The sequence below is a fragment of the Geodermatophilus sp. YIM 151500 genome (assembly GCF_025716945.1).
Classification (GTDB): Bacteria; Actinomycetota; Actinomycetes; order Mycobacteriales; family Geodermatophilaceae; genus YIM-151500.
Map to the genome: position 1 here is coordinate 71,231 of NZ_JAOVZT010000005.1, position 25,267 is coordinate 96,497.

At 73.8% G+C, this 25,267-nt stretch carries 22 protein-coding genes; 10 read left to right on the forward strand and 12 right to left on the reverse strand.

The features are described from left to right. Positions 1–104 precede the first annotated feature (104 nt). Positions 105–896 carry a TetR/AcrR family transcriptional regulator gene (locus OF117_RS10490; protein ID WP_263552778.1) on the forward strand — a complete coding sequence of 264 codons (792 nt, stop codon included), beginning with the start codon at positions 105–107 and terminating at the stop codon, positions 894–896. Here the strand turns inward: OF117_RS10490 and OF117_RS10495 are convergent. The 6 genes from OF117_RS10495 to OF117_RS10520 form a co-directional block, all read right to left on the reverse strand. Further along, entirely contained in the window at positions 865–1,605 is a 741-nt protein-coding gene (locus tag OF117_RS10495; protein WP_263552779.1) for a class I SAM-dependent methyltransferase, read from the reverse strand. The two genes, OF117_RS10490 and OF117_RS10495, sit on opposite strands and share 32 nt — an antisense overlap. 453 nt (positions 1,606–2,058) lie before the next feature. Next, a complete protein-coding gene (locus OF117_RS10500; RefSeq protein WP_263552780.1) occupies positions 2,059–3,525 on the reverse strand; it encodes a DJ-1/PfpI family protein in 1,467 nt (488 codons plus the stop codon). Positions 3,526–3,928: 403 nt separating this feature from the next. Continuing rightward, entirely contained in the window at positions 3,929–4,861 is a 933-nt protein-coding gene (locus OF117_RS10505) for an alpha/beta fold hydrolase (protein ID WP_263552781.1), read from the reverse strand. Positions 4,862–4,960: 99 nt separating this feature from the next. Next, positions 4,961–5,398, reverse strand: coding sequence for an OsmC family peroxiredoxin (locus OF117_RS10510; RefSeq protein ID WP_263552782.1), 438 nt, complete (start codon positions 5,396–5,398; stop codon positions 4,961–4,963). A gap of 93 nt (positions 5,399–5,491) precedes the next feature. After that, positions 5,492–5,926 (reverse strand): hypothetical protein, encoded by a 435-nt coding sequence (locus tag OF117_RS10515; protein ID WP_263552783.1) that lies wholly within the window; start codon positions 5,924–5,926, stop codon positions 5,492–5,494. 22 nt (positions 5,927–5,948) lie between these two features. Further along, the gene (locus tag OF117_RS10520; RefSeq protein ID WP_263552784.1) at positions 5,949–6,182 is read right to left on the reverse strand and encodes a cation transporter; all 234 of its coding nucleotides are present in this window, start codon (positions 6,180–6,182) and stop codon (positions 5,949–5,951) included. A 223-nt stretch (positions 6,183–6,405) separates the two neighbouring features. On the opposite strand from OF117_RS10520, the gene OF117_RS10525 reads away from it, so the two are divergent. Further along, positions 6,406–9,147 carry an ATP-binding protein gene (locus OF117_RS10525; RefSeq protein WP_263552785.1) on the forward strand — a complete coding sequence of 914 codons (2,742 nt, stop codon included), beginning with the start codon at positions 6,406–6,408 and terminating at the stop codon, positions 9,145–9,147. 282 nt (positions 9,148–9,429) lie between these two features. Here OF117_RS10525 and OF117_RS10530 read toward each other — a convergent pair whose 3' ends face one another. Beyond that, positions 9,430–9,912: a hypothetical protein gene (locus tag OF117_RS10530; RefSeq protein WP_263552786.1), complete on the reverse strand. Its 483-nt coding sequence runs from the start codon at positions 9,910–9,912 to the stop codon at positions 9,430–9,432. 990 nt (positions 9,913–10,902) lie between these two features. On the opposite strand from OF117_RS10530, the gene OF117_RS10535 reads away from it, so the two are divergent. From OF117_RS10535 to OF117_RS10545, 3 genes are all read left to right on the forward strand, one after another. Continuing rightward, positions 10,903–11,238, forward strand: coding sequence for a TraR/DksA family transcriptional regulator (locus OF117_RS10535; RefSeq protein ID WP_263552787.1), 336 nt, complete (start codon positions 10,903–10,905; stop codon positions 11,236–11,238). Between the two features lie 165 nt (positions 11,239–11,403). Then, positions 11,404–12,693, forward strand: coding sequence for an NAD(P)/FAD-dependent oxidoreductase (locus OF117_RS10540; protein ID WP_263552788.1), 1,290 nt, complete (start codon positions 11,404–11,406; stop codon positions 12,691–12,693). An 82-nt stretch (positions 12,694–12,775) separates the two neighbouring features. After that, entirely contained in the window at positions 12,776–13,243 is a 468-nt protein-coding gene (locus tag OF117_RS10545; RefSeq protein WP_263552789.1) for an STAS domain-containing protein, read from the forward strand. Between the two features lie 193 nt (positions 13,244–13,436). Here OF117_RS10545 and OF117_RS10550 read toward each other — a convergent pair whose 3' ends face one another. Further along, a complete protein-coding gene (locus OF117_RS10550) occupies positions 13,437–13,808 on the reverse strand; it encodes an HPP family protein (RefSeq protein ID WP_263552790.1) in 372 nt (123 codons plus the stop codon). A 423-nt stretch (positions 13,809–14,231) separates the two neighbouring features. On the opposite strand from OF117_RS10550, the gene OF117_RS10555 reads away from it, so the two are divergent. Next, positions 14,232–15,455 (forward strand): PucR family transcriptional regulator, encoded by a 1,224-nt coding sequence (locus OF117_RS10555; RefSeq protein ID WP_263552791.1) that lies wholly within the window; start codon positions 14,232–14,234, stop codon positions 15,453–15,455. Between the two features lie 345 nt (positions 15,456–15,800). Further along, positions 15,801–17,006, forward strand: coding sequence for a phosphoglycerate dehydrogenase (serA, locus tag OF117_RS10560; protein WP_263552792.1), 1,206 nt, complete (start codon positions 15,801–15,803; stop codon positions 17,004–17,006). A 239-nt stretch (positions 17,007–17,245) separates the two neighbouring features. Here serA and OF117_RS10565 read toward each other — a convergent pair whose 3' ends face one another. Further along, entirely contained in the window at positions 17,246–18,190 is a 945-nt protein-coding gene (locus OF117_RS10565; RefSeq protein ID WP_263552793.1) for a DUF5996 family protein, read from the reverse strand. A gap of 719 nt (positions 18,191–18,909) precedes the next feature. Between OF117_RS10565 and OF117_RS10570 the strand changes: the two genes are divergently transcribed. Continuing rightward, on the forward strand, positions 18,910–20,781 hold the full coding sequence (locus OF117_RS10570; RefSeq protein WP_263552794.1) for a BCCT family transporter: 1,872 nt from the start codon (positions 18,910–18,912) through the stop codon (positions 20,779–20,781). 105 nt (positions 20,782–20,886) lie between these two features. Here the strand turns inward: OF117_RS10570 and OF117_RS10575 are convergent, their stop codons facing one another. Next, complete coding sequence (locus tag OF117_RS10575; RefSeq protein WP_263552795.1) at positions 20,887–21,498, reverse strand: TetR/AcrR family transcriptional regulator; 612 nt, start codon at positions 21,496–21,498, stop codon at positions 20,887–20,889. An 84-nt stretch (positions 21,499–21,582) separates the two neighbouring features. Between OF117_RS10575 and OF117_RS10580 the strand changes: the two genes are divergently transcribed. Next, positions 21,583–22,833, forward strand: a complete 1,251-nt coding sequence (locus OF117_RS10580) for an MFS transporter (protein WP_263552796.1) — start codon at positions 21,583–21,585, stop codon at positions 22,831–22,833. Here OF117_RS10580 and OF117_RS10585 read toward each other — a convergent pair. Continuing rightward, positions 22,728–23,900 (reverse strand): NAD(P)/FAD-dependent oxidoreductase, encoded by a 1,173-nt coding sequence (locus OF117_RS10585; RefSeq protein ID WP_263552797.1) that lies wholly within the window; start codon positions 23,898–23,900, stop codon positions 22,728–22,730. The two genes, OF117_RS10580 and OF117_RS10585, sit on opposite strands and share 106 nt — an antisense overlap. Then, positions 23,897–24,217 carry a bifunctional 3-phenylpropionate/cinnamic acid dioxygenase ferredoxin subunit gene (locus OF117_RS10590; protein WP_263552798.1) on the reverse strand — a complete coding sequence of 107 codons (321 nt, stop codon included), beginning with the start codon at positions 24,215–24,217 and terminating at the stop codon, positions 23,897–23,899. Before OF117_RS10590 ends, OF117_RS10585 begins: the two co-directional genes overlap by 4 nt. A 130-nt stretch (positions 24,218–24,347) precedes the next feature. On the opposite strand from OF117_RS10590, the gene OF117_RS10595 reads away from it, so the two are divergent. Next, positions 24,348–25,148 (forward strand): IclR family transcriptional regulator, encoded by an 801-nt coding sequence (locus OF117_RS10595; protein WP_263552799.1) that lies wholly within the window; start codon positions 24,348–24,350, stop codon positions 25,146–25,148. Positions 25,149–25,267: the final 119 nt, after the last annotated feature.

Below are 25,267 nucleotides of genomic sequence, written 5' to 3' on the forward strand. Positions count from 1 at the left end.
TGCATCCTCCTCGACCACCGAAGTGGTGTCGTACTTTGTACGAAGTACGGGTTGGAAATTACTCCGTATGGTGTACGTAGTGCAAGCGAGCGGGAGGTCGCACAGTGGTCAGGCCCCGTACCAGTGGAGGAGATCCCGCGCGGACCCTGGCGCTGCTGTGGCGCACGCCTGCGGCGACGCCGCGACGAGGTCCGGAGCGGCGCCTGGACCTCGACGCGGTCGTCACCGCGGCCACGGCCCTGGCCGACGCGCGGGGCTTGGAGGCGGTGACGATGCGGGCGGTGGCGCAGGCGGCCGGCACGGCCCCGATGACGCTGTACACCTACGTGCCGGGCAAGGCCGAGTTGCTCGACCTCATGCTCGACGCCGCCTACGCCACGATGCCCCGCACGGACACCAGCAGCCGGCCGTGGCGCGAGCGTGCCGCCGCGATCGCCGAGGAGAACTTCGCCCTGCACCGGGCACACCCGTGGACGGTCGACGTGTCGACCCTGCGACCTCCGCTCGGCCCCGGGGCGATCGGCAAGTACGAGCACGAACTGATCGCCTTCGACGGCCTCGGCCTGACCGACGTCCAGATGGACGACTGCCTGACCTACCTGCTCGATTTCGTACACGCCGCCGCCCGCGCCACGATGGACGCCGCCGCGGCGCGGCAGGAGAGCGCCACCGACGATGCCGCGTGGTGGGCCACCGCCGGACCGCTGCTCGCCCGCGTGCTCGACCCGGACACCTACCCCCTGGCCGTCCGTGTCGGCGCCGCGGCCGGGGCTGCCCATGGAAGCGCTCAGGACCCCACCCACGCCTACGAGTTCGGGCTGGCTCGCACCCTCGACGGCCTCGCCGCCCTCATCGACGGCACCGTCAGCACGTCCCTCCCGGCCGCCCGGCCTTGAAGGGGTGGTGGCGAGAGGTCGGCCACGGCCGGCCGCCGGCCACGAGCACGGCTCCCCGCTTGGTGACGTCCACGGGTGCACGGAGCTCGCGCGCCGCCGCCAGGGCGGTGGCGAGAGGGGCCCGCCGGCCGACCAGGTAGTCGCGGACTGCTGCGGCGTCGGGCAGTGTCACCAGCGGCGCGTCCCACGGGAACACGGCGACCGAGTCGAAGACCCGTGCGAGCAGGCCCGGTGCGTCCTCGGCGTCGAAGCTCGTCGCCGGCCGGCTCCAGTACGCCGAGAGCTCCGGGGAGTCGGTCCGCGCGATCGTCGCCGCCACCAGGTGCCCGTCGGAGTGCAGGACACGGCGGGCTTCGCGCAGGGCGGGCACCGGGTCGGCCAGGTGGTAGAGGACGTTCAGCGCCGTGACCGCGTCCAGGACACCGTCGCGGATGGGCAGCCGCGCGGCGTCGGCACGGACGACCGGAGCCGGGTGGTCGCGCAGCAGGACGGCGGACACGTCCACGCCGACCAGCCAGGGGCCTGACCCGGACAGCGCGGCGCGCAGCGGGCCGTCGGCACACCCGACGTCGAGGACGGTGCGCGCGCCCAGTTCGCCGAGCAGCCGCGCCACCTGGCCGTACAGGTCGGCCGCGGTGTGCGCCCGCGCGCTGCGCACGCCCAGCCGGTAGCGGTCGGGGTCGGTGTCGTAGTCGCACGGAACGCCCACCCGACCAGCCTGCTCCTGTTCCGGTGCCATCCGGGCCCTCCGCTCCCTGCCTCGGCCGGTGGTCCATTCCATCCTCGGTGGGGACGGTCGCGGTGGAGGCGGACGTGCCGGCCCGCCCCACCGCGCGGACGAGGGCGCTCAGCGGCCGTAGGCCGAGACGTGGGTGAGGCTGCGGCTGTCGAAGGGTTCGCCGGTCCAGCCGCCCCACCGGTGCAGGAGGCGCAGACCGGCGAGGCGGGCCATGAGGTCCAGCTCCCCGGGCCTGCCGTAGCGCAACGCGAGGGGGTCGAGCGGCCGGGCCGTCGCCGGCGAGCTCGGCCAGCCGGGTGACCGCGGCCGCCTCGTCGCCGCGCGGGTTGGCGTCGTAGGCGGCGGCGACGCGCCGGCCGAAGCTGCTGCGGGGATCGAAGGGCATCGGGTCGAAGTGCACGGGACTCGTTCCTCCTGGGGTCGTCACGGTGCGGGCTGCGCGTCGCAGGGCCGGGTCGGCGGTGGGCTCGCAGGTGGGCCTGCCGTGTCCTGCGTGCTCCGCTCGCCCGCGTCGCCGGCTCGGCGACGGCCCGCCGCCGGGGCCGGCGTCGTCCGGCCCGTCGGAGGCCGGTGGAAGGGGGTCCTCCTCGCTCGGTCCCGCCGCCGCCGGAGCCGACGGGTCACCCATGCGACGGCCGCGGCGTCGACCAGCACGAGGACGACGGCGAAAGCCGTGGGAGCCCACGGCCAAGCCGGCCCGTCGAGCACCAGGCCCGTGGTGGGTAGTTCGAGCACCTTCGCCGTCCAACGGGCGGTCGCGACGTCCACGGTTGCTGCGAGGTCGCGCAGCGAGGTGTCGAAGGCGAAGCCCGGCGGGTCGTGCAGGTACTCCGGTGCCGGCCCTCCGGCCGGCGGCTCCACGGCGTGCGCGGCTGCGGCGCTGACACCGGGCACGAGCAGCCGGTCCAGCCCCGGGGCGGCGTCGGCCAGGTCGGCCCGGGGCAGGAAGGTCAGCCCGTGCCGGGAGCGCACGGGGCCGCCGTCGACGGTGACGGCGAGCGTGCGGTGCGCCAGCGACTGGCCGTGCACGTCGAACACCGACGCGAGCTCGATCTCGCCGACCCCGTCGGTCAGCATCACGCCGATCGTCGGCGGGTTCCACCGGAAACCGGCGTTGACGATCGCGGCCGGGCCGGGCACACCGACTCCGGTGGCCACGGGCACGTCCTCGCCGTAGTGCCGCCATCCGACGGTGTCGGCGGCGTCGGCGGCGACCGACGCGCCGGCCAGCCGCCCGACGACGTGCAGCGTGCCGTCGATGCTGGACAGGATGCCCGCGGTGCTGACGACGTCGCCGTCGTCGATGTAGCGCTGCCCGCGCACCCAGTCCACCTGCGGGTACGCCTCCTCGAAGGAGCCGATGCGCAGCCAGTGCGCGGCCGCGGGCCGGCCGTCGAGCAATCCGGCTGAGGCGAGCACCCCTGATCCGTTGCACACGGCCAGCAGCAGCACGCCCGCGGCGTCCTGCGCGCGCAGCCACTCGGTGACCGGGGCCGTACTGCGCTCGCCGACATCGGGCAGCGCCGGTATGACCACCAGGTCCGGGCCGCCGCTTCCCGTCCGAGCGGCGAGGTCGTCGAAGGTGAGATCGGGAACGAGGTCGAGGCCGCCGGTCAGCGGCACCGGCTGTCGCTCCGGCGCCGCGGTGTAGACGTTGAACCGGCCGGTCGCGGCCAGGATCTCGTAGGGGGCGAGGACGTCGGAGACGACCGCGCCGCGGTTGCCCACCACGACCACCGCGGTCGGCCTGGTCGGGTCATGCGTCGACGGCAGTGCCGCCGGCACGGGGCGGTCGGGTCCGGGCGCGTAGAGCGCGCCGAGGGTGGCGACGGCGGAGATGGTCGCACCGACGGCGGGGACGAGGAGAACGCCGAGCACGGCGGTGATCACGAATGCGAGGCGATGGAGGACCGGGCGCACGGTCACCACGACGAGCCACCTCCCGCGGAGCAAGAAGCCTGTGCGGACGCGTCGACGATCCGTTCGCCGTCCGGCCCCTCGCATCGGGAGAATCGCCAGTGTCCAGGACGCCGCCCCCTGCGACTGCTGGCGCACCGAGGACCGGGTCCAGTCCGGTCTGGCCGGTGATGACCGGGAACAGCGTCACCTGCAGGCGGTCGGGGACGTCGACACCACGGTGGCCGGCAGGTGGACCATCCGCTGCTCCTCGCCGTACAGGGCGCGGCGGCGGTCGAGCAGCTCGGGCCTTGCTTGCCCTAGTAGCCGGTCCAGTCGCCGCCGGCGGCGCCGAAGCCGTCGAGGCTCGTGAAGCCGTCGAAGGTGTAGGCGGCGGTCACGACGTGGTCCTCCTCGGCTGTGCTCGAGCGGGCGTCGGGGGGTGGATCGGCCTGGTGGAGGCGATGGCAGTCGGCTGCAGCGCGAGCATCGCCGCCGCGACGCGGTCCGCCGCCTCATCGGGGAGAGCGGTCGCGGCCTGCTCCAGCACCAGGAGCCGGGCTGCAGGGATCTCGCGTGCGAGGGCCTCGCCGTTGCCGACCGGGAAGAACGTGTCGCGGCGACCGTGCACCACCAGGGTCGGCAACGCGAGCTCGGGCAGACGCTCGCGCCACCGGGGTGTGCAGTCGAGCTTGGCGAAGCCCGTGCCCAACTGGTTGGCCATCTGGACCGCGGGCGCCGCCCGCGGCGTGCGGTCGAAGATGCGCTCGGCGGTGCTCCGTGCCGCGGCGGGGTCGTCGCCGACGATCTCCGCGCGGGCAGCGGCGAACTCCGCCACGGCAGCGCGGTCGGACCAGTCGGGCATCGTGAGCGCGACACGCCGCTTCATGGTCGCCGCGTCGTGGTCGGGCAGGTCGCGGTCGACCCGACCCGGTGCGACCGGTCGCGTCCCGATGAGGGTGAGTGCCGAGAACGCGTCCGGGTGGTCGAGCGCGGCGACCTGGGCGACCAGTCCGCCGACGCCGATGCCGGCCAGGTGCGCGGGCCGGTCGTCGAGTCCGCGGGCGAGCGCGGCGGCGTCTGCGGCGAGGTCGCGCAGCGTGTAGGCAGGCGCAGTCGGGTCGACGGTCGTCGACGCGCCGGCGTCGCGCAGGTCGTAGCGCACGACGTGCCGGCGGCTGCGAGCGAGCGCCACGCACAGCGCGTCGGGCCAGGAGAGCATGGTCGGGCTGCCCACGAGCAGCGCGAGGGACGCCGTCCCGTCGCCGAAGTGCTCGACGCCGAGCGTGACACCGTCGGGCGTGCGGAACGAGGCGATCGTCGAATGCATTGCGGACCTCCTGAACAGCTGCGGAACGGCGCGGAGCGCGGCGTCGTGGGCGTCGGCGTGGACCCTCCGACCGTGCGGCCCGGTGCGGCGGTGGTCGGTTCAGGCACGCCGCCGGGCCGTCACCCGGATCTCCGCGACCCCGGCCAGGGCGCGGGAGACCCCGCAGCCTGCCTCGGCCGCCTCGACGTGCTTCTGGAGGGCGTCTGCATCGATGCCCTCCACGTCGACGGTGGTGTCGAGCTCGACGAGGTCGATGGTCGGCACCCCGTCGACGGGGCGCAGGCGCACCCGGGCGCTCGTGGCGACGCTGCGGGGGACGCCGCCGGCCTGCGTCAGCAGGTGCGTGAGCGACAACGAGAAGCAGCCGGCGTGCGCGGCGGCGAGCAGCTCCTCGGGGTTCGTGCTGCCTGCGGTGTCATCGGAGAAGCGGGAGCGGAAGCTGTAGGCGGCTTCCCAGCGCTGTGGGCCGACGACCAGTTGACCACTGCCGTCCCGTAGGTCGCCGGTCCAGGTCGCGCCCCCGGTGCGTGCGGCCATCCTCGGAATCCTTCCTGGAAGGGCGAACTCGGGCTTCGGGGGGAGTGGACCGGCGACGGCGGCGGAACTCATCGCTCGCTCCTCCGCGCCGCGTCAGTGGTGGTGGGCGTACTCCTCGACCCGCAACGCCATCGCGCCGGCCATGGTGAACAGCATCAGGATGTGGCCCCCCAGGTACATGCCGCCGGGGGAGAGGACGCCGGCCCACATCGGGATGAACAGCACCAGGAAGGGCAGGTACATCGCGGCGGCCATCTCGGCGCAGGCTCGCCAGCTGTGCCGGCGCCAGCGCATGAGCAGGGTCATGCCGAAGGTCATGTTGGTTGCCATCACCAGTGCCATCGGCTCGGGCCGGTCGAGCACCGCGCCGGCGCCGGCGGCGTCGAAGGCCAGTCGCCAGACCCACCCGAGGGCGCCCATGCCGAAGCCCATCGCGGCGAGCATCTCCAGGTAGTGGACGACGAGTCGCCGGTTGCGGCTCCGTGCCTTCGTCGGCGCCGCGTCGACGGCGACGGGAGTGGTGGACACAGCGGGCCTCCTGAGACGGGGGTCAGGGCAGCAGGGTGTAACCGGCCGTGGCGAGCGCCGCGGCGATGTCGGCCCGGTCGACGGGGGAGTCGACAGTGACGGTGACCGTGCCGGTGGCTCGGTCCACGCGGACCTCGCGGACACCGCCGACCGACCGGATCCGGTCGACGATCGCCGGCCGGTCGGGCGCGTTCGTCGGGCCGGTGACGCGGAAGGACGTCGTCCCGACGAAGGTGCGCGGCGTGTCGCTCAGCATGGCCGACCCCCCGGCGGGCGTGGACGGATCAGGACGGCCCGACCATTCCTGTGTGGCTGCGCGTCCCGCATCGGTGAAATCACCGGGATCCCCGAGCCGACGGGGTCGAGGTGTGCATCCCCCGCAGCCGGGCGACCGGGTGAGTCGGATCGGTGGGATCGCCGGGGTCGGGTGGGACGTCTTCCATGATCGCGAACGGCGGGCGCCGAGTACGCTGCCCGGCGTGCTGCAGGGCCGAGGACGGGAACGAGCGGCCCTCGGCGCGATGCTCGCCGATGCTGCAGCGGGCACCGGTGGGGTGCTGGTGCTCCGCGGCCTGCCCGGGGTAGGCAAGTCGGCGCTGCTCGCCGACGCTGCCGTGCGAGCCACCGATGCCTGCATGACCGTGCTGCGGACGCAGGGTGTGGAATCGGAGTCGCCGCTGGCCTTCGCCGCGTTGCAGCGGCTGCTCCGGCCGATCATGTCCCGCGCCGAGCGGCTGCCGGCTCCCCAGAGGCAGGCGCTGCGCACCGCGTTCGGGGAGGCCACGGGGGGCGAGCCCGACCGGTTCCTGATCTTCCTCGGGGTTCTCAACCTGCTCGGGGAGGCGGCCGAGCAGGCGCCGGTGCTCGCCGTCATCGACGACGCGCACTGGCTGGACGAGGCGTCGGCGGCGGCGCTGCTGTTCGTCGGGCGGCGGCTCGCCAACGAGCGGGTGGTGATGCTCCTCGGCGCCCGCACCGGGGACGCGGTCACCATCGAGGGGACCGACCTGCCGACGCTCGACCTGGGCGGTATCGACCGCGAGGCCGCCGGCGCGCTGCTCCGAGAGCGTGCGGGGGTGCCGGTTCCGGCGGAGGTCGCCGGGGCGCTGCTCGCCGCGACCGGCGGGAACCCGCTCGCTCTGGTCGAGCTCGCGGCGACGCTGTCTGCCGAGCAGCTCGCCGGCGCCGCTCCGCTGCCCGAGCGGCTCCCGCTCACGCAGGGCGTCGAGCGGGCCTTCCTGGACCGTCACCGGCGGCTGCCGGCCCAGGCGCAGGCGGTGTTGCTGGCCGCCGCGGCCGACGACTCCGGACGCGCTGCGGTGGTGCGCCGAGCCGCCCGGGAGCTGGGCGCCGGTGACGAGGCGTGGGAGGAGGCGGAGCGGTCCGGCCTGCTCCACGTCCGCGACGCCGCAGTCGAGCTGCGCCACCCGTTGGTGCGCTCGGCGGTCTACGGGGCGGCGACGAGCGCCGGCCGGCGGCGCGTGCACCGGGCCCTGGCCGCGGTCCTGGACCGTCCGGAGGAGGTCGACCGGCGGGCCTGGCACCTGGCCGCGGCGGTGGAGGAGCCGGCCGAGGACGTCGTCGCCGCGTTGGACTCCGCCGGCGAGCGGGCGGCGGCCCGCGGCGGGTACGAGGCCGCCGCGGCCGCCTGGGAGCGGGCCGCCGAACTGTCACAGCCGGGGGAGGCCCGTGTTGCGCGCCTGCTCCGGGCCGCGCAGTCGGCCTCGCTGGGCGCGCAGCCGGCACGCGCCAGGGCGCTGGCCGACGCCGGTCTCGCCATGGCCGTCGAGCCACGGCTGCGGGCCGAGCTGCGCAGGTTGCGGGCCTACCTGGAATTCCACGGGGCATCGCCGGAGGAGGCCCACCGCATGGCCCTGACGGCGGCAGCAGAGCTGGCGCCCTGGGATCGCGGGCAGGCCGCCGACCTCGCCATGCTGGGGGCGGGGCTGGCCGCCTTCGGAGCACGCTCGGCCAGCCCTGTCCGGCCGGTCGACCTGCTGCCCCCCGCCGGCCCCGAGGCACCGGTCCGGAGCCGGTGCCTGGCCGTCCTGGTGCGGGGGCTGGACGCGGTGCCGCGCCGCGACTGGCAACGGTCGACCCCGCTCCTGCGAGAGGCGGTCGACCTGGCCGATCGGCTCGACGTCGTCGCCGATGAGGACCTGCTGATGAACCTCGGTGTCGCCGCCTGGCACCTGGGCGACGACGAGGTGGCGATGCGGCTCCAGGACCGGCTGCTCGCGCATGCACGGTCGACCGGCGCAGTCACCATGATCGTGCACGCGCTGACCCGCCGCCACGTCCCGGAGCTGGCCACCGGCCGGTGGGTCGAGGCGGCCAGCGGCGCCTGCGAGGCGCTCGCGTTGGCCGAGAACGTCGCCCAGCCCGTGCTCGCCGCTTGGCCCACCGCCACGCTCGCCGTCCTCGCCGCGCTGCGGGGGGACGAGCAGCGCGCCGCCCGGCACCTGGCCGATGTCGACGCCCTTGCAGCGACGACGGCCCTCGGCATCACCACCGACCTGGTCACCGACCTCGCGCGGTGGGCCCGGGGGCTGCTCGACACCGGCACCCCGGCGGCCGCGCTGCGGCCTCTCGAACGGATCCGCTCCGAGCCCGTCGGACACCTGGCGGCGGTGGACCGCGTCGAGGCAGCCGTGCGCACGGACCGCTCCGACCTGGCCGAGCAGTGGGCCGCGGAGCTCGAGGCTTTCGCCGACGGCACGGGAGCGGCCTGGGCGGCGGCGGCCGCTGCGCACGCCCGGGCGGTGCTCGCCGACGGCGACGAGGCCGAGAAGCACTTCCGGGACGCCCTGGCCGCGCACGGGCGATCCCGGCGACGGCCGGCGCGCGCCCGCACCCAGCTCGCCTATGGGCGTTTCCTGCGCCGCCGCCGACGGCGGGTCGACGCCCGTCCGCACCTGCGGGAGGCGATGGGCACGTTCGAGGAGTTGGGCGCGGCGCCGTGGGCCGAATCCGCCCGCCAGGAGCTCCGTGCCTCGGGAGAGGCCGCACAGCGGCGAGACGCCGCGGCCGGAACCACGGAACTCACCGCGCAGGAACAGCACGTGGTCCGGCTGGTGCGCCGGGGGTTGCCCAACCGGGAGATCGCCGCACAGCTCTTCCTGAGTCCGCGCACCGTCGACTACCACTTGCGCAACGTGTTCACCAAGCTGGGCATCACCAGCCGCACGCAGCTGGCGGCGCTGCCGATGGAGCCGTCGTGATCGGGAACTGTGGCCGCCGACAGAGGACACGCGCCATCTCGACCGATGGCTGCGTGGAGCCGATGCGGCACTGAAGAGAACGAGTGCCGCGGACCCCGGAGGTGTGCTGTCCGCGGCAAGCCGATCCGCGCGTGGGGAGGCGAGAGGAGGGCCACTGACGATGGCGTCCTGCGCTCCACCGATGGAGGGCCACGGGTCGCCTTCCTGCCTACGGGCTCGGTCCAGCCGAGGGTGCGTCTCGCCGCCTCTCGCCGAGATGGCGCCCTTCACGTGCCCGTCTAGCTACGCGGCGCCGATGGCTGCGCGTCGTCGGGAGACCGTTCGCTTTGTCGTCCCGAGCTGGGCAGCGATGTCCCGGATCGAGCTCCCTCGAGCGGTGAGACGGCGGACAACCTCCTGTTGTTCGGCCGACGTCAGGTCGTCGTCAGAGACGCTGTCACCGGCGAGGGCGCGTTCGACGGCGATCTCGTCGATGTCGTCTGGCGCAGGCGACCTTGTGGTCGGCGGCGGGGTGGGATCGGTGTCGATGTCATCCCAGGCCAGCGGCGGCGGCCAACCTCCCACGGCGGCACAGGCTTCAGCGGCGTCGGCGGCGGCACGCTGCTCGAGGGTCATCCGTGGCGGTGCAAGTTCCCACAGCTGCTCGTAGAGGGCAGCGACGTCCTGGGCGGTGCGGGAGGTGATCGTCCCGCTGAACACGGAGCGGCACAGGCTGCTCGGGCGGCGGCCGAGCTGGCCTGCCAGCAGCTCGGCCGACCAGCCCATGGCGAAGAGCGCTTACAGGCGACGGCGCGTGCCGGTGGCATCGACGCGGGCGCCCGGCGCCCGGTTCGGTCCTTCGCCGGGCCGGCGTGGAAGACGGGGGTGCGGATGCACTCGGTCTTGATGACCAACGAGGGTCAACGGCCTGGAAGGCCCTAACCAGCACGTTCAGCGGCGATCAACCCATACCAACTCGCAGGGTTGTTGGTTCGAGTCCGATCGGGGAAGCCCACCCGAGCAGCAGCGCATGGCCTCGCCTGTGCCAGCGAGCGCCCGACGAACGGTCGGGATCCCGGCGTCTGGAACGACGGCATGCCACAGCAGCCCAGCGCCTCTCTCTCGACGGCGGAACGCTGATCGCAGTCGCCGGTGACCGGATGTCCCCTGCCCTCGACATCCAGGTAGGTGCTGTCCCGTTCCGCGTCGACGTCCCCGAACCCGACGAGCCCGCGGCACAGCGGGCCTGAGACTCGGGGAGCCGCAGGGCCTCGTCGGTGTCCGTGTGCCACGCCGATCCGGAGGTTGTGCGCCGGCCCCGCCCAACCCATGTCAGCCGCCCCGGTGTCGATCCTCGACACATTGCCGGTTGTCGGAAAGGTGCGGCCCGGTGGGTTCGCCGGTGGCCGCCCTTTCCGCCGCACTGCTCGACGGGCATGGTCAGGTCACGAGTTCGGAAATCCGCCGCGGGGAAGGGGGTGATCGTTGTGTCCGCTCGCCCGCCGATCGCCATCGGTGGGTCCATGCGACCGGGCACCGGTCGAGGCCCCTCGATGCTCGGGCTCCTGTTCTCACCGCTGACCGGCGGGGGACTGCTGACTCTCCCGATCGAACCGCGTGCTCGTGGTTTGCGCGGTCGGGACGTGCTGCGACGCCGACAGGGCCGAGCGCCGCCGGAGGTCCACTGACCACATCGCAGTGTCAGCAGTCCTCGAGGCGCGCCCCACCCGTCGGTGGCGCGCCTTCTGTGTCTCATCGCCCGACAGGAGATGCACCATGTCCATGACCGTGAACGTGCCGGCCGCGACCGCCCCGACTCCGGCGACCAAGTGGGACTCGTTCCGGGTGCTGCTGGACGACCAGCGCGCCGACTGCGTCCGCCAGCGGGAAGTCGCCCTGGCCGAAGCGGCCACCTCGATGCCGGATCCGGTCGCCCTCAGCCGCGCCGCCAGGCTGTTGCTGACCATCGACGAGATCGACGCGGCGCTCGACCGCATCGCCGACGGCACGTACGGGATGTGCACGCAGTGCGGCGTCGAGATTCCTCTCGAGCGACTGGAATTCCGGCCGTTCGCGGCCGGCTGCGTGGCCTGCCAAGCATCGGCCCGCTGAGCGGCCGACACCGGCGCCGGCCTCTCGGCTGCGCCGGTTCTCCTCGTACCCATCCCCCGGACGTCCACCGGTCCCACACGGCTGACCGGCACGGGCGCACGCCCGACGCGTGCGCCAAGGTCTGGGCCGATCCCGCTGGCAGCAGACGGCGGAACAGGAGCAAGCATGTCCTTCGAGGAGGAGTACTTCCCATCCGGGCGGGCATCCGCCACCGGCGCCCCGCGGCAGGTGGCCGTGATCGGCGCCGGCATGGTCGGCCTGTCCTGCGCCTGGTTCCTGCAGGAGACGGGTGTGCAGGTCACCGTCTACGAGCGTGACCGCATCGCCGCCGGCGCCTCGTGGGGCAACGCCGGCTGGATCACCCCGGCGCTGACCGCGCCGCTTCCGGAGCCGGTGGTGCTGCGCTACGGGCTGCGGGCGGTGCTCAACCCTCGGTCGCCGGTCTACCTGCCGCTGCGTGCCGACGCCACACTGGCCCGCTTCCTGACCGGCTTCGTCGCGCACAGCACCGAGCGAGCATGGCGGCGCGGCATGGCCGCGTACGTGCCCCTGAACGAGCGGGCACTGGAGGCGTTCGACGTGCTCGCCGCGGGCGGGGTGATGGCCGCCACCCACCGGGCGGAGACGTTCCTGGCGTGTTTCCGCCGCGAGCGCGAAGCCGAGCGCCTCTGCGCCGAACTCGAGCACATCCGCGACGCCGGGCAGACGGCGAACTTCCACGCGGTCACCGACTGGCGGGTGGGCGCGACGGAACCGGTGCTGACGGACCGGGTCGGCGCCGCAGTGCAGATCCACGGGCAGCGGTACCTGCACCCACCGGAATTCGTCACCAGCCTTGCCATGGCCGTGGAGGCTCGCGGCGGCCAGATCGTCCAGGCAGCCGAGGTCACCGACCTGCAGCACCGCACCGGTGGCGTCACCCTGGTCACCGCGGCCGGGGAGCGACCGCATCACGATGCCGTCGTCGTCGCCACCGGAGCCGACCTGAGCCGGTTGACGCGTCGATTCGGGGTCCGGTACCCGGTGCAGGCCGGCCGCGGCTACAGCTTCAGCGTCCCGGTGGACCGCATGCCGCGCGGCCCGCTGTACTTCCCGACCCAGCGGGTGGCCCTCACGCCGCTGGGCGAGCGGCTGCGGATAGCCGGGATGATGGAGTTCCGCCGCCCCGGCGATCCGCTCGACCCCCGGCGTATCGGTGCCATCGTCGACGCCGTCCGCCCCTTCGTGACCGGCGTGGACCTCGACGACCGGCGCAACGAGTGGGTCGGCTCCCGCCCGTGCACCCCCGACGGGCTGCCGCTGCTCGGCGCGACCGCGTCGCCACGCGTGTTCGTCGCCGGTGGTCACGGCATGTGGGGCATCGCGCTCGGTCCCATCACCGGGCAACTGATCGCGCAGACCGTGCTCAAGGGGGAGTCCCCACCCGAGCTGGCGCCCTTCGACCCGCTGCGCTGACCCGCCCGCGCACCCGTGCCCGTCGACGGCGAGCTCTTTGCCTCGCCCCCGGCGGGCCAGGTCTTCCCGCATGGAGCCCTGCGTGCTGCACACGCCCAACCACCGGTCCGTTCCCGCCCCCGGCCAGCTGTTGTCGGTCACGACCCTGCCCGACCCCCGCCCCGGACGAGTGGTCGTCGAGGTCGTCGGCGAGGTCGACTCCTACACCGCGCCGGTGCTCGAGATCTGCCTCCAGTCGCAAGCGACCCGAGCGGGTCTGCATGAGCTCGTCGTCTTCCTGGGACAGGTCCGGTTCCTCGGTGCCGCCGGGGTCGAGGTCCTGGCCCGGGCGGATGAACGTTGCCGGATGCGCGGCGCCCGCCTGGTGATCCGCACCGGCGGTCGCCGCTGCGTCCTCCGTCCACTGGAGTTGACCGGCCTCACCGCCGTCGTCGCCGTCGACCCGGCCGACGGCGAGCGCACTCAGCTGCGCCGCTCGCGAGCGGGCGGGCCGCCGCGGACGAGCCCACGCCGCCCGCCGGCACGGCGTCCGCGGCGGGTGTGCGGGTGAGCACAGCCGGCCGTCAGCCCGTGTCGAGGCACGCCACGGCTCACCACAGCCGCTCGGCCCCCCGGACGGCTGCGGCGGGGCGGCGCCGGGGTTGCTCACCGTGCGGCCGCGTCAGGAGCGGGCGGCCTTTGCCGTCCTGCTCTTCCCGCGCGGCTGACCGCCCTGACCGGCTCTCGCCAGGTGCCGCCGGTGGCTACACGAGGGCGCGGCAGGCCAGCAGCTCGATGCACCGCCGAGCGGTAATCAGGCCCAGCAGCCGGTCCGCGTGGTCGACCACGGGGACGGCCTCGGTGTCCGCGGCAAGCATCGTGCGGGCAACGGCGGCGAGGTCGTCGGAGTCGCGCACCCGTGGGGTGTACCCCCGGACCAGCCGGCGCAGCGGTACGCGTTGCGCGCCCAGCGGGCCGGGAGGCCACGCCAGGGCGAGGTCATGCTCCTCGAGCACGCCCAGCGGCCGCACCTGGGCGTCGATGACGACCAGGTGTCGTTGCTCGGGGCCACGCAGTCGCGTCCACGCGGTCCAGAGCGAGGTGTGATGATCAGCGACCGGAGGACTCCGGTGCATCACCTGTCCTGCCGTCGGTGCGCCGTACCGCGCGCACCTGGCGGCGGCGACAGACGTGAGCAACTCCCGCTGGGCCGGCGCGGGGGCTGCTAGCCCCGCGGCGATCGCTGCATCGGTGCTCGCCGGACGGCGGATCATCGCGCTGCTCCTCTCGGTGCCGTGGCTGTTGGCAGGTCATCCGCCCGACGAGCGCCACAGGCGTCGCTCCCTGATGTCCCCGCCGACCGGCGCCCGACCGATCCGGTTCGCCGCTGGTGGGCCGGCCTGGGCACCGGCACCTCCTCGCCGCCGTCGACGATGCCGCCTTCCGACGGCAACGCGCCACGGCCGCCGACGGTCATCTGAGGCAAGGTGGTGTTGCCGGTCGTCGGCAACGGATGCGGGGTCCGCGTGTCGAGCCGTCGCACCGGTGGGAGGGTGACCATGATCCGCCGTGCCGAGGAAGTGCACCGCGAGAGGGGTTCGACGGCGACGCCGGACTGGTTGGCCGCAGTCGGCGACGCGGCGGCGTCTGCTGCTCGGGCACCGGCCGAGCTGCTCGGGGAGTACCTGCCGCTGCTGGCCGACGCCGCGATCCACGGCCGCCGTCCCGACGCCTGGGAGCTCGACGCGGTGCGGGAGCTGGGCCGACGGGCGGCCGCCGACGGCGTCGGCGCCCGCCGCGCTGTCGACCTCTACCTGTCGGCGGCCTGGCGGCTGTGGCGGCAGCTTCCGGTCGTCGTGCGCTCCTCCGACCCGGAGAAGGTCCGTCGCGCCGCGGAGGCCGTCCTGCGGGTGCTCGACGACGCCATCGGCGTCCTGGTCGACGGCCACCAGTCCGAACGGCGGGACATGATCCGCCGCGAGGAGACGCTGCGCGCGGAGTTCGTCGATGATCTGCTGCGCGGCGACGCCGACGTCTCGGCGATGGTGCAGCGCGCCGAGTTGTTCGGCATCGACCTGGGCAAGCCCCACCACGTCGCGCTGGTGGCCCCCCGAGACCCCGACTGCGACGTGAGCCGGGCCGCCGCTGTGCTGGAACGCGCCGTGGTGGACCGGTTCGGCGATCGCGAGGTGCTCGTCGCCACCAAGGACGGCCGCGTGGTCGTGCTCGTGCCCAGCGCGGCCACACCCGCCGGCGCCGCGGCGCGAGGCCTGGACATCGGTGAGCTGCTGCGCCAGGACCTGGAGCGCTTGCGCATCGTCGGCCGCTGGCGAGTAGCAGCCGGGCGCGCGTTCCCCGGGGCCTACGGCGTCGCCAGGTCCTACGAGGAATGCCGGGAGAGCCTGGCCTTCGCCGACCGGCTGGACCTCGACGACGAGGTCGTCCACGCCCGCGACCTCCTGGTGTACCGGGTGCTCGGCCGGGACCAGGCCGCGATCGTCGATCTGGTCCGCGACGTGCTCGGCCCGCTGGCGCAGGTCCGGGGCGGGCCGCAGGTGTTGCTGGAGACGCTGCAGGCCTACTTCGGCGCCGGTGACGTCGCCACCGAGGCCGCCCGGCGGTTGCACGTCTCGGTGCGCACGGTCACATACCGATTGGCCCGCGTCGCGCAACTGACCGGCTACAGCGTGACCCGGCCGGATCAGCGGTTCTCGCTGCAGGCCGCCGCGCTCGGCGCGCGGCTGCTCGAATGGCCCGCGAGACCGTTGCCCGCCGAAGGGTGACCGCATCCCGCACGGTGGTGGGCAGGGGGCGGTCCTCCGGCGCGGCGGACGGACGGCGGACGCTCCAGCCCGAGCGCCGCGAGGAGCACCGGGCCGGTCGGTCGGCCTTGGAGGTGTACCGGCGAAGCAGTGCGTCGGTGTTCTTGTCGGTGCCGGGCAGCGACGGACTGGCTCGAGGGGCGAAGAAGATGCCTGTCCAGTCGTCGTCGACAGGCGTGGACGTCGACCCCCTCACCGGAGGGTCGCCGTCCGGCACACGACGAGGTGGACGCCACCCGTGCCCGGCCCTCCCGTGGGGACTGCGAGGATGGGCACCACACTCGACTCGAGGGGGACCCGCCAGACATGCCGAGAGCTCTGCTGCTGGAGAACATCGACCCGGTGGCCAGGGAGCTGCTGTCGGCGGCGGGGTACGAGGTGGAGTCGCGGCGCGGAGCGCTGGACGAGGCCGACCTGGCCGCCGCGCTCGACGGCGTCGACCTGCTCGGCATCCGGTCGAAGACACAGGTCACCGGTGCCGTGCTGGACCGCCGTCCGGGCCTGGCGGCGGTGGGCGCCTTCTGCATCGGCACCAACCAGATCGACCTCGTCGCGGCGGCCGCGGCCGGGGTGGCGGTCTTCAACGCGCCGTACTCCAACACCCGCAGCGTCGTGGAACTGGCGATCGCGGAGATCATCAGCCTGGCCCGGCGGCTGAACGACCGGGACCGGGCGCTGCACGCCGGCATCTGGGACAAGTCGGCGACCGGCAGTCACGAGATCCGCGGGCGGACGCTGGGCATCGTCGGCTACGGCAACATCGGCAGCCAGCTGTCGGTGCTGGCCGAGGCGCTGGGCATGCGGGTGCTCTTCTACGACCTCGAGGACAAGCTGGCGCTGGGCAACGCGCAGGCCTGCGGCAGCCTGGAGGAGCTGCTCGAGCGGGCCGAGACGGTGACGTTGCACGTCGACGGGCGGGCCGGGAACGCGGGCCTGTTCGGCGCCGAGCAGTTCGCCCGGATGCGCCGGCGCAGCCTGTTCCTCAACCTCTCCCGGGGATTCGTCGTCGATCACGAGGCGCTGCGCGAGCACATCGCGAGCGGCCACATCGCCGGGGCCGCGGTGGACGTGTTCCCCGACGAGCCGCGGGAGCAGGGCGCCCCGTTCGAATCGGTGCTGCGCGGGCTGCCCAACGTCATCCTCACGCCGCACGTGGGCGGGTCGACCCAGGAGGCCCAGTACGACATCGGGCGGTTCGTCGCCGGCAAGCTGGCCGACTACACCCGCACCGGGACGACGACGCTGAGCGTGAACCTGCCCGCGGTCGCCCTGCACGGCTCCTCGGCGGCCCGGTTCGCGCTGCTGCACCGCAACGTGCCCGGTGTCCTCGCCCGTGTCGACGCGCTGGTCGGCGAGCACGGGCTCAACGTCGACGGACAGGTGCTGGCCACCCGCGGCGAGCTCGGCTACGTCGTCACCGACGTCAACGGCGACCTGCCCCCGGCCCTGCTGGCCACGCTCGGCGCGCTACCCGAGACCGTCCGCCTGACGACGTTCCCCCAGCACCCCTGACAGCCGGTGGCCGGTCGGCCAGGATGCCGTCCCGCGTGCCCGTGGCCTGTCCCACCTCGAGCAGGTAGGCGTCCGGGTCGAGCAGGTGGCCCCGCAGCTCGGCCGTGCAGCCGGCGTGGAAGTCCCGGGAGACCGCGACGCCCCGCACGATCGCGAAGTGGGTGAGCACGAGCCCCTGCTCCGGATCCGGGAGGTCTGCTCGGTTCGTCATCCGGACGTCCTCTCGGTCGTGCCAGCTGTCACCGATGCCTGTCCAGTCGACGGGGGTCGTCCTCCAGGGCCGCCCGGTCCCAGCCGCCGCGCACCGCGGCGGCCTCGTAGGTGCTGTGCAGGAACTCGGCCACCATCCGGTCGGGATCCGCCGCAGCGGCCACCACCTCGTAGGGCAGCAGGAACTCGCCCTCGTCCCGGCTGTAGAACGCCTCGGACGGACCGATCGGGTGGTCGGCGTAGCCGTCCGGTTCGGGATAGGCGTAGGCGTAGAAGGCACCCTCGGCACCGCCACCGGGCCAGAACCCGGCGCTGGCCAGCTCGCCCGAGTAGCCCTCCACCATCACCCAGTCCCCGCAGTTGGGGACCCCGCCGGGATGCGGCGGGGCGGGTCTTCCGGAGAACCTGGTGCAGGCCAGGTCCATGGCGCCCCAGAAGAAGTGCACCGGGCTGACCTTGCCGGTGAAGTGGGAGCGGAACTCACCCAGGACGCGGTCGGCCTGCAGCAGCTGGCGCCAGAACAGGTGGGCGGCGGGCGCATCGTAGGAGGCGTGCTCGTGATCCCGGGCGAACGGGATCGCCGGGTCCACCTCGTTCGGCCTCGCCTGGATCGGGGCCTCGATGCCGAGTCCGCCCAGCGCGTCCATGGTCTCGGCGTAGAAGGCGGCCACGGGCTTGGGCTCCAGCGCCACCGTGCGGATCCCGCCGTCGCTGCTGCGGATGCGCAGCAGGTGGTCGACGAAGTCGAACTCGATGTCGAAGGCGCCCTGCCGGTACGGGACGGCGGACGTGGTCAGGCCCCGCGGCGTCACGTACAGCGTGACCTGCCACCAGTGGTTGAGCAGCGGAGCGTGGGCCAGTCGGATCTTGCCGACGACCTGGGTCCACATGTGGAGCGTGTCGCGGGTGTCGGTCCAGTCGAGGACCCGCAACCGGGGCCACCCACCGGCCCCCGCCGCCCTGTCCTCGGCCATGCCGCCTCCCATCGGGGACGCGCTGCCGACCCTGCAGGCATCGCCGCTCGGCCGCTTCGCCGACCGTACCGGGCAACGGGCATCGACGACCGCGAGCGGTGCGAGCCGGTCTCGGGGCGAAGCGCCGGCGACTCGATCCTCGATCGTGGAACCCGCGCCGGATCCAGGTCGGGGCTGGGGCAGCGGCGCGCGGGGGAAGCGGGCAGGGTCGATACTGCTCGGAGCGGTCATCGCGTCGGTCTCTCGTGGAGGACTGCGGATGGTGCACACACGTTCACGCGGTGGCCGTCTCTGCGTGCACGGCCCGCTGGTCATCAGGGCCGTCGCACAACACCTCGGTGGACGCCACGTGGTCGTGTGTCCGCCGCGGCGGGAACCGGGCCGTCGTGCACGAGCACATGGCCGAGCCGACCGGCGGGCCCCGACCGTCGATCCACCTCGTCCCTCCGACATGACGCTGAGTCCGGTCGGAGGCGAACTGTGCGAAGAATCACGGGGAGGCCTTGTCTGACAGGCGACCCTCTGGTTCCCTCATGCGAAGTCAGTCTCGGATGACGCAACAGGGATTGGGGAGTGTCATGGAGCAACCGCGCAGCGAGGAAGCCTCGCCCTCCCGTCGATCGACCCGCTCGGAGGCCGTCGAGGCCCATCCGACGTCCGCCGGCGGCGGAGGCGGAGCAGGGGAGGGGCGATCGGCCGTCACGGCCGAGGAGGTGTCCGTGGCCGGGACCCACCCCGCCATCGCCAAGCCGCCGCCCTGCGTCGCCGACCGGCACTGGGCCGTCGACAGGGTCCTGTTCGCCGTCGCCGCGGTCATGGCGCTGGGCTTCGTCGCCTGGGGCTTCGCCACGCCCACCGGCCTCGGCACCGTGAGCGGTTCGGTCCTCAACTGGATCACCGGCAATCTCGGCTGGCTGTTCGTGCTGCTGGCCTCGGCCTTCGTCGTGTTCGTGATCTGGCTGGCGGCCGGGAAGTACGGGCGGATCCCGCTGGGGCGTGACGACGAGCGACCGGAGTTCCGCACCATCTCCTGGATAGCGATGATGTTCAGCGCCGGCATGGGCATCGGGCTGATGTTCTTCGGCGTGGCCGAGCCGCTGTCGCACTTCGTCTCCCCACCGCCCCTCACGAGCGAGGCCGAGACGTCCCAGGCGATCCAGACGGCGATGGCGACCACGCTGTTCCACTGGACCCTGCACCCGTGGGCTCTCTACGCCGTCGTCGGGCTGGCCATCGCCTACGGCACCTTCAGACGGGGCCGCCGTCAGCTGATCAGTTCCGCCTTCGTCCCGCTGCTCGGCGAGCGGCGGGCCGCCGGCCCGGCCGGCCGGGTCATCGACGTCCTGGCCATCTTCGCCACGCTGTTCGGGTCGGCGGCGTCCCTCGGCCTCGGGGCCCTGCAGATCGGCAGCGGGTTCGAGATCCTCGGTTGGGCCGGAGACCTGGGCAACGGCATCCTGGTGGTGATCATCGCCGTGCTGACCGCCGCCTTCGTCGCCTCGGCCGTCTCCGGCATCGCCCGCGGGATCCAGTGGCTGGCCAACACCAACATGGTCCTGGCCCTGCTCCTCGCGGTCTTCGTCTTCGTCGCCGGGCCGACGATCTTCATCCTCAACCTGATCCCCGACGCGGTCGGTAGCTACTTCTCCGACCTCGGTGAGATGGCCGCGCGCACCGAGGCCACCGGCGGTGATCCGATGGCCGCCTGGCTGCGCGGCTGGACGGTCTTCTACTGGGCCTGGTGGATCAGCTGGACCCCGTTCGTCGGGTTGTTCATCGCCCGCATCAGCCGCGGCCGGACCATCCGCCAGTTCGTCACGGGCGTGCTCCTCGTGCCCAGCCTGGTCAGCCTGCTGTGGTTCGCCGTGTTCGGCGGGGCCGGCATCGCCACCCAGCGCGACGGTGTCGACGTCGCCGGCCAGGGCACCACGGAGGGGCAGCTGTTCGCCGTCCTGGACCAGTTCCCCCTGGCCACCGCCGCGACCGTGCTCGTGATGATCCTCGTGGCGATCTTCTTCGTGTCCGGTGCGGACGCGGCCTCGATCGTCATGGGGTCGCTCTCGCAGCGCGGCACCCTGGAGCCCAGCCGCCCCGTCGTCGTCTTCTGGGGCGTGGTGATGGGCTCCGTGGCAGCCATCATGCTGCTCCTGGGGGAAGACGGTGCCGCCCTGACGGGGCTGCAGAACCTGACGATCATCGCGGCACTGCCGTTCGCCCTGGTGATGGCGGCCATGGCGGTGAGCCTGGTCAAGGACCTCCGGCGGGACCCCATCGTGCTGCGGGGCAGCTACGCCACCGTGGCCATCGAGCAGGCCGTGGTCGACGGCATCAGCCGGCACGGCGACGACTTCGTCCTCGTGGTGGAACCGGCCCGGAGCCCCGGCGCACCGGACCCCGCGGCCGTGGCGGTGCCGTCCTCCCGGACGAGCCCGGAGCCGGGTGACCGGCTGCCGAACGGCCCGGAGCCGGGTGGCCGGCTGCCGACCGGCCGGGGCGGCAACTTCGTGGCGCCGGCCGGTGACGCGTCCGTCCCTGCGCAGAGTCAGCCCACGGCGGAGGCCATCGGCCGTCCGCAGGATCCGCGCGACTGAAGTCCCGCCCGCAAGGGGGGGCCTTCGGGTACCGGAGTCGCCCCGTGCCGCTCCGGTACCCGAAGGCTCTCCGCGTTCGGATGCGCGCTCGTCGCGCTGCCGGGTTCAGGCGGAGGAGCGGACCCGAGGCAGCCGGCCCGCCAACCAGCCCGCCGCCATCCGCCGGGCGCGCGTCACCGGGTCGCCGGTGTCCAGACCCGAGGTGGCCGCCTGGCGCGCGAGGCGGGCCAGGGCCCCGTCGTAGAAGGCCAGCAGGCCGTCGGCGATCTCGGTGGGATCGTCGGCGCCGGCATCCTCGGCCAGCCGGTGGAGACGCTCGGTCAGCAGCCGCGAGTCGGCGGCCAGCCAGTCCTGGCCCGGATGGCCCGGCGGCAGTTCGGTGGCAGCGGCGAGGAACGCGCACCCGCGGCGGTTGCCCTCGGCCCGGCGGTACCGCACGACCGCGTCGAAGACCGACAGCAGCCGGTCGACCGGGTCGGACTCCTCGTCGAGGACCTCGTCCCAGACCTGCTGCCAGTGCCGGTAGCGGCGCTCCAGGTAGGCCGCCACGAGCCCGTCCTTGCCGGCGAAGTGCGCGTACAGGGTCGCCGGTGAGACGTGGGCGCGGGCCAGGACGGCGTCCACCCCGGTCGCGGCGATGCCGGACTCGTAGAACAACTCGCCGGCGGCGTCGAGCAGTCGCTCCCGGGCCGGTCGACTCGCAGCGGTGGTGCGCACGCGCCTAGTATAACGGTCGTTATGGTGAAACGATCGTTACGGTGGAGTACGAGCCCTGCTGACCGGTGGGCGCCGCACCCGCTGGTGGTCAGCGGGCTGCTGGTCATCGCCGTGACCTACGGCCTGACCCGGTACGGGATCGGCCTGTACCTGCCCCAGTTCAGGGCCGAGCTGGGGCTGACCTCCGGCGTCGCCGGCGTCATCGGCGGGAGCAGCTACCTCGCCTACTGCGTCGCCGCCCTCCTGGGCCTGCGGCTGGTCGACCGGGGCCGGGCACGGCGGGCCCTGTGGTGGGCCGGCGGGAGTGCGGCCGCGGGTTCGCTGGTGGTCGCCTGCGCGGAGGCGGCACCGGTCCTCGCGATCGGGGCGCTCGTCGCCGGCAGCGGAGCGGGGGCCGCCAGTCCGGCCCTGGTGGCCGCCGTGGCCGGGACGGTGTCGCCGCCGGCCGAACCCCGGTCCCAGGCGGTGGTCAACAGCGGCACTGGCGCCGGGGTCGTCGCGGGCGGCCTGGTGGTGCTCGCCTGGCCCGTGGAGTGGCGGTGGGCGTGGCTCGGCTTCGCCGCCAGTGCGCTGCTCGTGACCTGGTGGGCCGACCGGTCCGCCTGCTGGCGCCCACCCGCCGCCGCCGCGGGTCGGCGGGGTTGCGGACGGCGGCCGCTGCGCCTCGTCCGCCCGCTGACCGCGAGCGTGCTCGCGGGGGCCGGCGGGGCCGGGGTGTGGACCTTCGGTCCCGAGGCGACGGCCGGGAGCGGACTGTCCACCCAGGTCACCGGGCTGCTGTGGTGCCTGCTGGGCGGGGCCGCCCTCCTCGGCGGCCTGAGCGCGACCCTGGTGCGCACAGCGGGCCTGCCCGCCGCCTGGCTGGTCTCGGCGGGGACCGCCGCCGTCGGCACGGTGCTGCTCGCCTGGCGACCGGGCGCCGTCGCGGTCGCCGCGGTGGCGCTGGCGCTGTTCGGCGGCGGCTTCGTGGCCCTGAGCGGCGTGCTCATCGCCCTGGGCGGCCGGCTGGCGCCCGAAGCGGCCGCACAGGCCACGGCCCTGCTGTTCATCGCACTGACCACGGGCCAGGCCACCGGTGCCGTCCTGCTCGGCGCCCTCGCCGACGCCGCGGGAACGCCGGCCACCCTCGTCGCCGCGGCGGCCCTGCTGGCGACCGCCGCAGTCGCCGTGCCGTCCGAGCGCTCGTCAGCGCGACCGGTAGCCGCCGGCGGTCCGGATCGGCCCGAGGCTCAGGACGCTGCGGCCACCGCCGAGCGCAGCTGCCGGCGCCAGCGGGTGAAGAGGCGGGGCTGGTTCATCCCGAGGACGGCCACGGGGTGCCCGTCGCGCTCGTAGACCACGAGGAAGCTGCGGTCGGCGCAGCTGCCCTCCACCACACGCGCGACGTCGCCCTCGCGGCGCAATCCCGCGAACTGGATGCGGGCTCCGTACTGGTCGGACCAGAAGTAGGGCACGGGTGGGGGCACCGGCTCCCCGGCGCCCAGGAGGGCGGCGACCGCCGTGGCCGGCTGCTCGAGTGCGTTGGTCCAGTGCTCGGTGCGGACGTGCCTGTCCGCGGCGGCCGACCACGTCGCGGCGCAGTCGCCGACCGCGACCACGCCCGGGATGTTCGTCGCGCCGCGCGCGTCGGTGAGGACGCCGTTGCCGAGGGCCACGCCGGACCCGGCCAGCCACTCGACGTTGGGTGCGGCACCGACGCCGACGACCACCACGTCGGCGGGCAGGAGCGTGCCGTCGGTCAGTTCGACGGCTTCGACCCGGCCGCTCCCGACCAGTCCGGCGACCCCGGTGCCGGTCAACAGGCGGGTGCCGTGGTCGGCGTGCAACTCGGCGCAGACCGCGCCCATCGCGGCGCCCAGCGGGCCGGCCAGCGGGACGGGCTGGGTCTCGACGACGGTCACCTCCAGCCCGAGTCCGCGGGCCGTGGACGCGACCTCAGCCCCGATGAAGCCGGCGCCGATCACGACGAGCCGCTCGGCGGCGGTCAGCTCCTGCCGGAGCGTGATCGCGTCGTCCAGGGAGCGCAGCACGTGCACGCCGTCGAGCCCCTCGCTGCCGGGCAGGCGCCGGGCGCGGGCACCCGTGGCCAGGACCACGCCATCGGCCCGGATCCCACTGCCGTCGCTCAGCAGCACCGAGCGGCCGAGGTGGTCCAGGCCGATCGCGGTGGTACCCAGCCGCCACTCGAGTCCGAGGTCCTCGTCGTCGGGGGTGCCCAGTGCGATGTCCTCGAGCGAGGCGGTGCCGGCCAGGAAGTCCTTGGACAGGGGCGGGCGGTCGTAGGGGAGGTGCACCTCGTCGCCGATGACCACGATCCGGCCGTCGTAGGACCGGTCACGGAGCGCTCGCGCAGTCGACAGGCCCGCCAGGGAGGCCCCGACCACGGCGACCGTGGGGCTCATGCGGCACCGTCCGCGGCCACCCCGGGCTGCACGTAGATCGTGCCGTCCTGGACGACGACCCGGTGCGTGCGGACCGGTGTCTTGGCCGGCGGGCCGGACACCTTCCCGGTGCGCAGGTCGAAGCAGGAGGCGTGCAGGGGGCACTCGATGGCGCAGCCGTCCAGCCAGCCGTCGGCCAGGGAGGCGTCCTGGTGGGTGCACGTGTCGTCGATCGCGAAGAACTCGCCGTCGACGTTGAAGACCGCGATGGGCTCGTCGGCCTCTACTCGGGTCGCCTCGCCGGGCGGCAACGCGGTTGTGGGGCAGACCGGGATCATGGGCGCTCCAGGCTCCGTGAGTGTTGCGGATGTCGCAACCTCGTGCCGATAGCGCAACAGCATGGCCGGTCGTCACCCGATCGTCAAGAGGAGAAAGCTGCACTGCACGAGGGCGCCCTACGCTGAAGTCATGAGCGAGCCGCAGGGTGAGAGCGCAGAGCGGGGGTCGGTCGCCGTCGTCCAATCCGTGGACCGGGCCTTGAGCGTCCTGGAGATCCTGGCGGCACAGGGAGAGGCCGGCGTCACGGAGGTGGCCGCCGAGCTCGGGGTGCACAAGTCCACGGCCTTCCGGCTGGTCGCGGCGCTGGAGAGCCGGGGCTTCGTCGAGCAGCTGGCCGATCGAGGCAAGTACCGGTTGGGCTTCGGGGTCGTCCGCCTGGCCGGCGCGGCCGCCGCTCAGTTGGACATCGCCCGTGAGGGGCGGCCGATCTGCGAGGCGCTGGCCGCCGATCTCGAGGAGACGGTCAACATCGCCATCCTGGACGGCGACCGCGCGGTCAACGTCAGCCAGACCCGCGGGCCGGCGGCGCTCAGCACCCACAACTGGGTGGGGCAGGGCACCCCCTTGCACGCGACCTCGAGCGGCAAGGTGCTCCTGGCCCACGCTCCCGACGCCATCCGCAAGGACGTGCTCTCCCGGGAGTTGCCGCGGTTCACCCAGAGCACGATCACCGATCCCGAGGCGCTGCGACACGACCTCGACCGGATCGTGGAGCAGGGCTGGGGCTCCACCGTCGAGGAGTACGAGATCGGGCTCAACGCCGTCGCCGCGCCGGTCCGGGGCGGGGACGGCGACGTGATCGCGGCCCTCAGCGTCTCCGGGCCGTCCTTCCGCATCGACCCGCAGGACTTCCCGAGGCTCGTCCGGCGGGTCGTGTCGGGCGCCGGCGAGCTGAGCCGGAGGTTGGGCTTCTTCACCCAAGCCCGTTGACGCGCCCGCCGTCCGCGGATGAACGGACGGATGCACGTCGGGCGCGTGAGGTTGTTGCGTCAGGCGCGACCCGCTGAGTAATGTGCAACACATCGGTCGTCCTGAGTTCGGTGACGGAC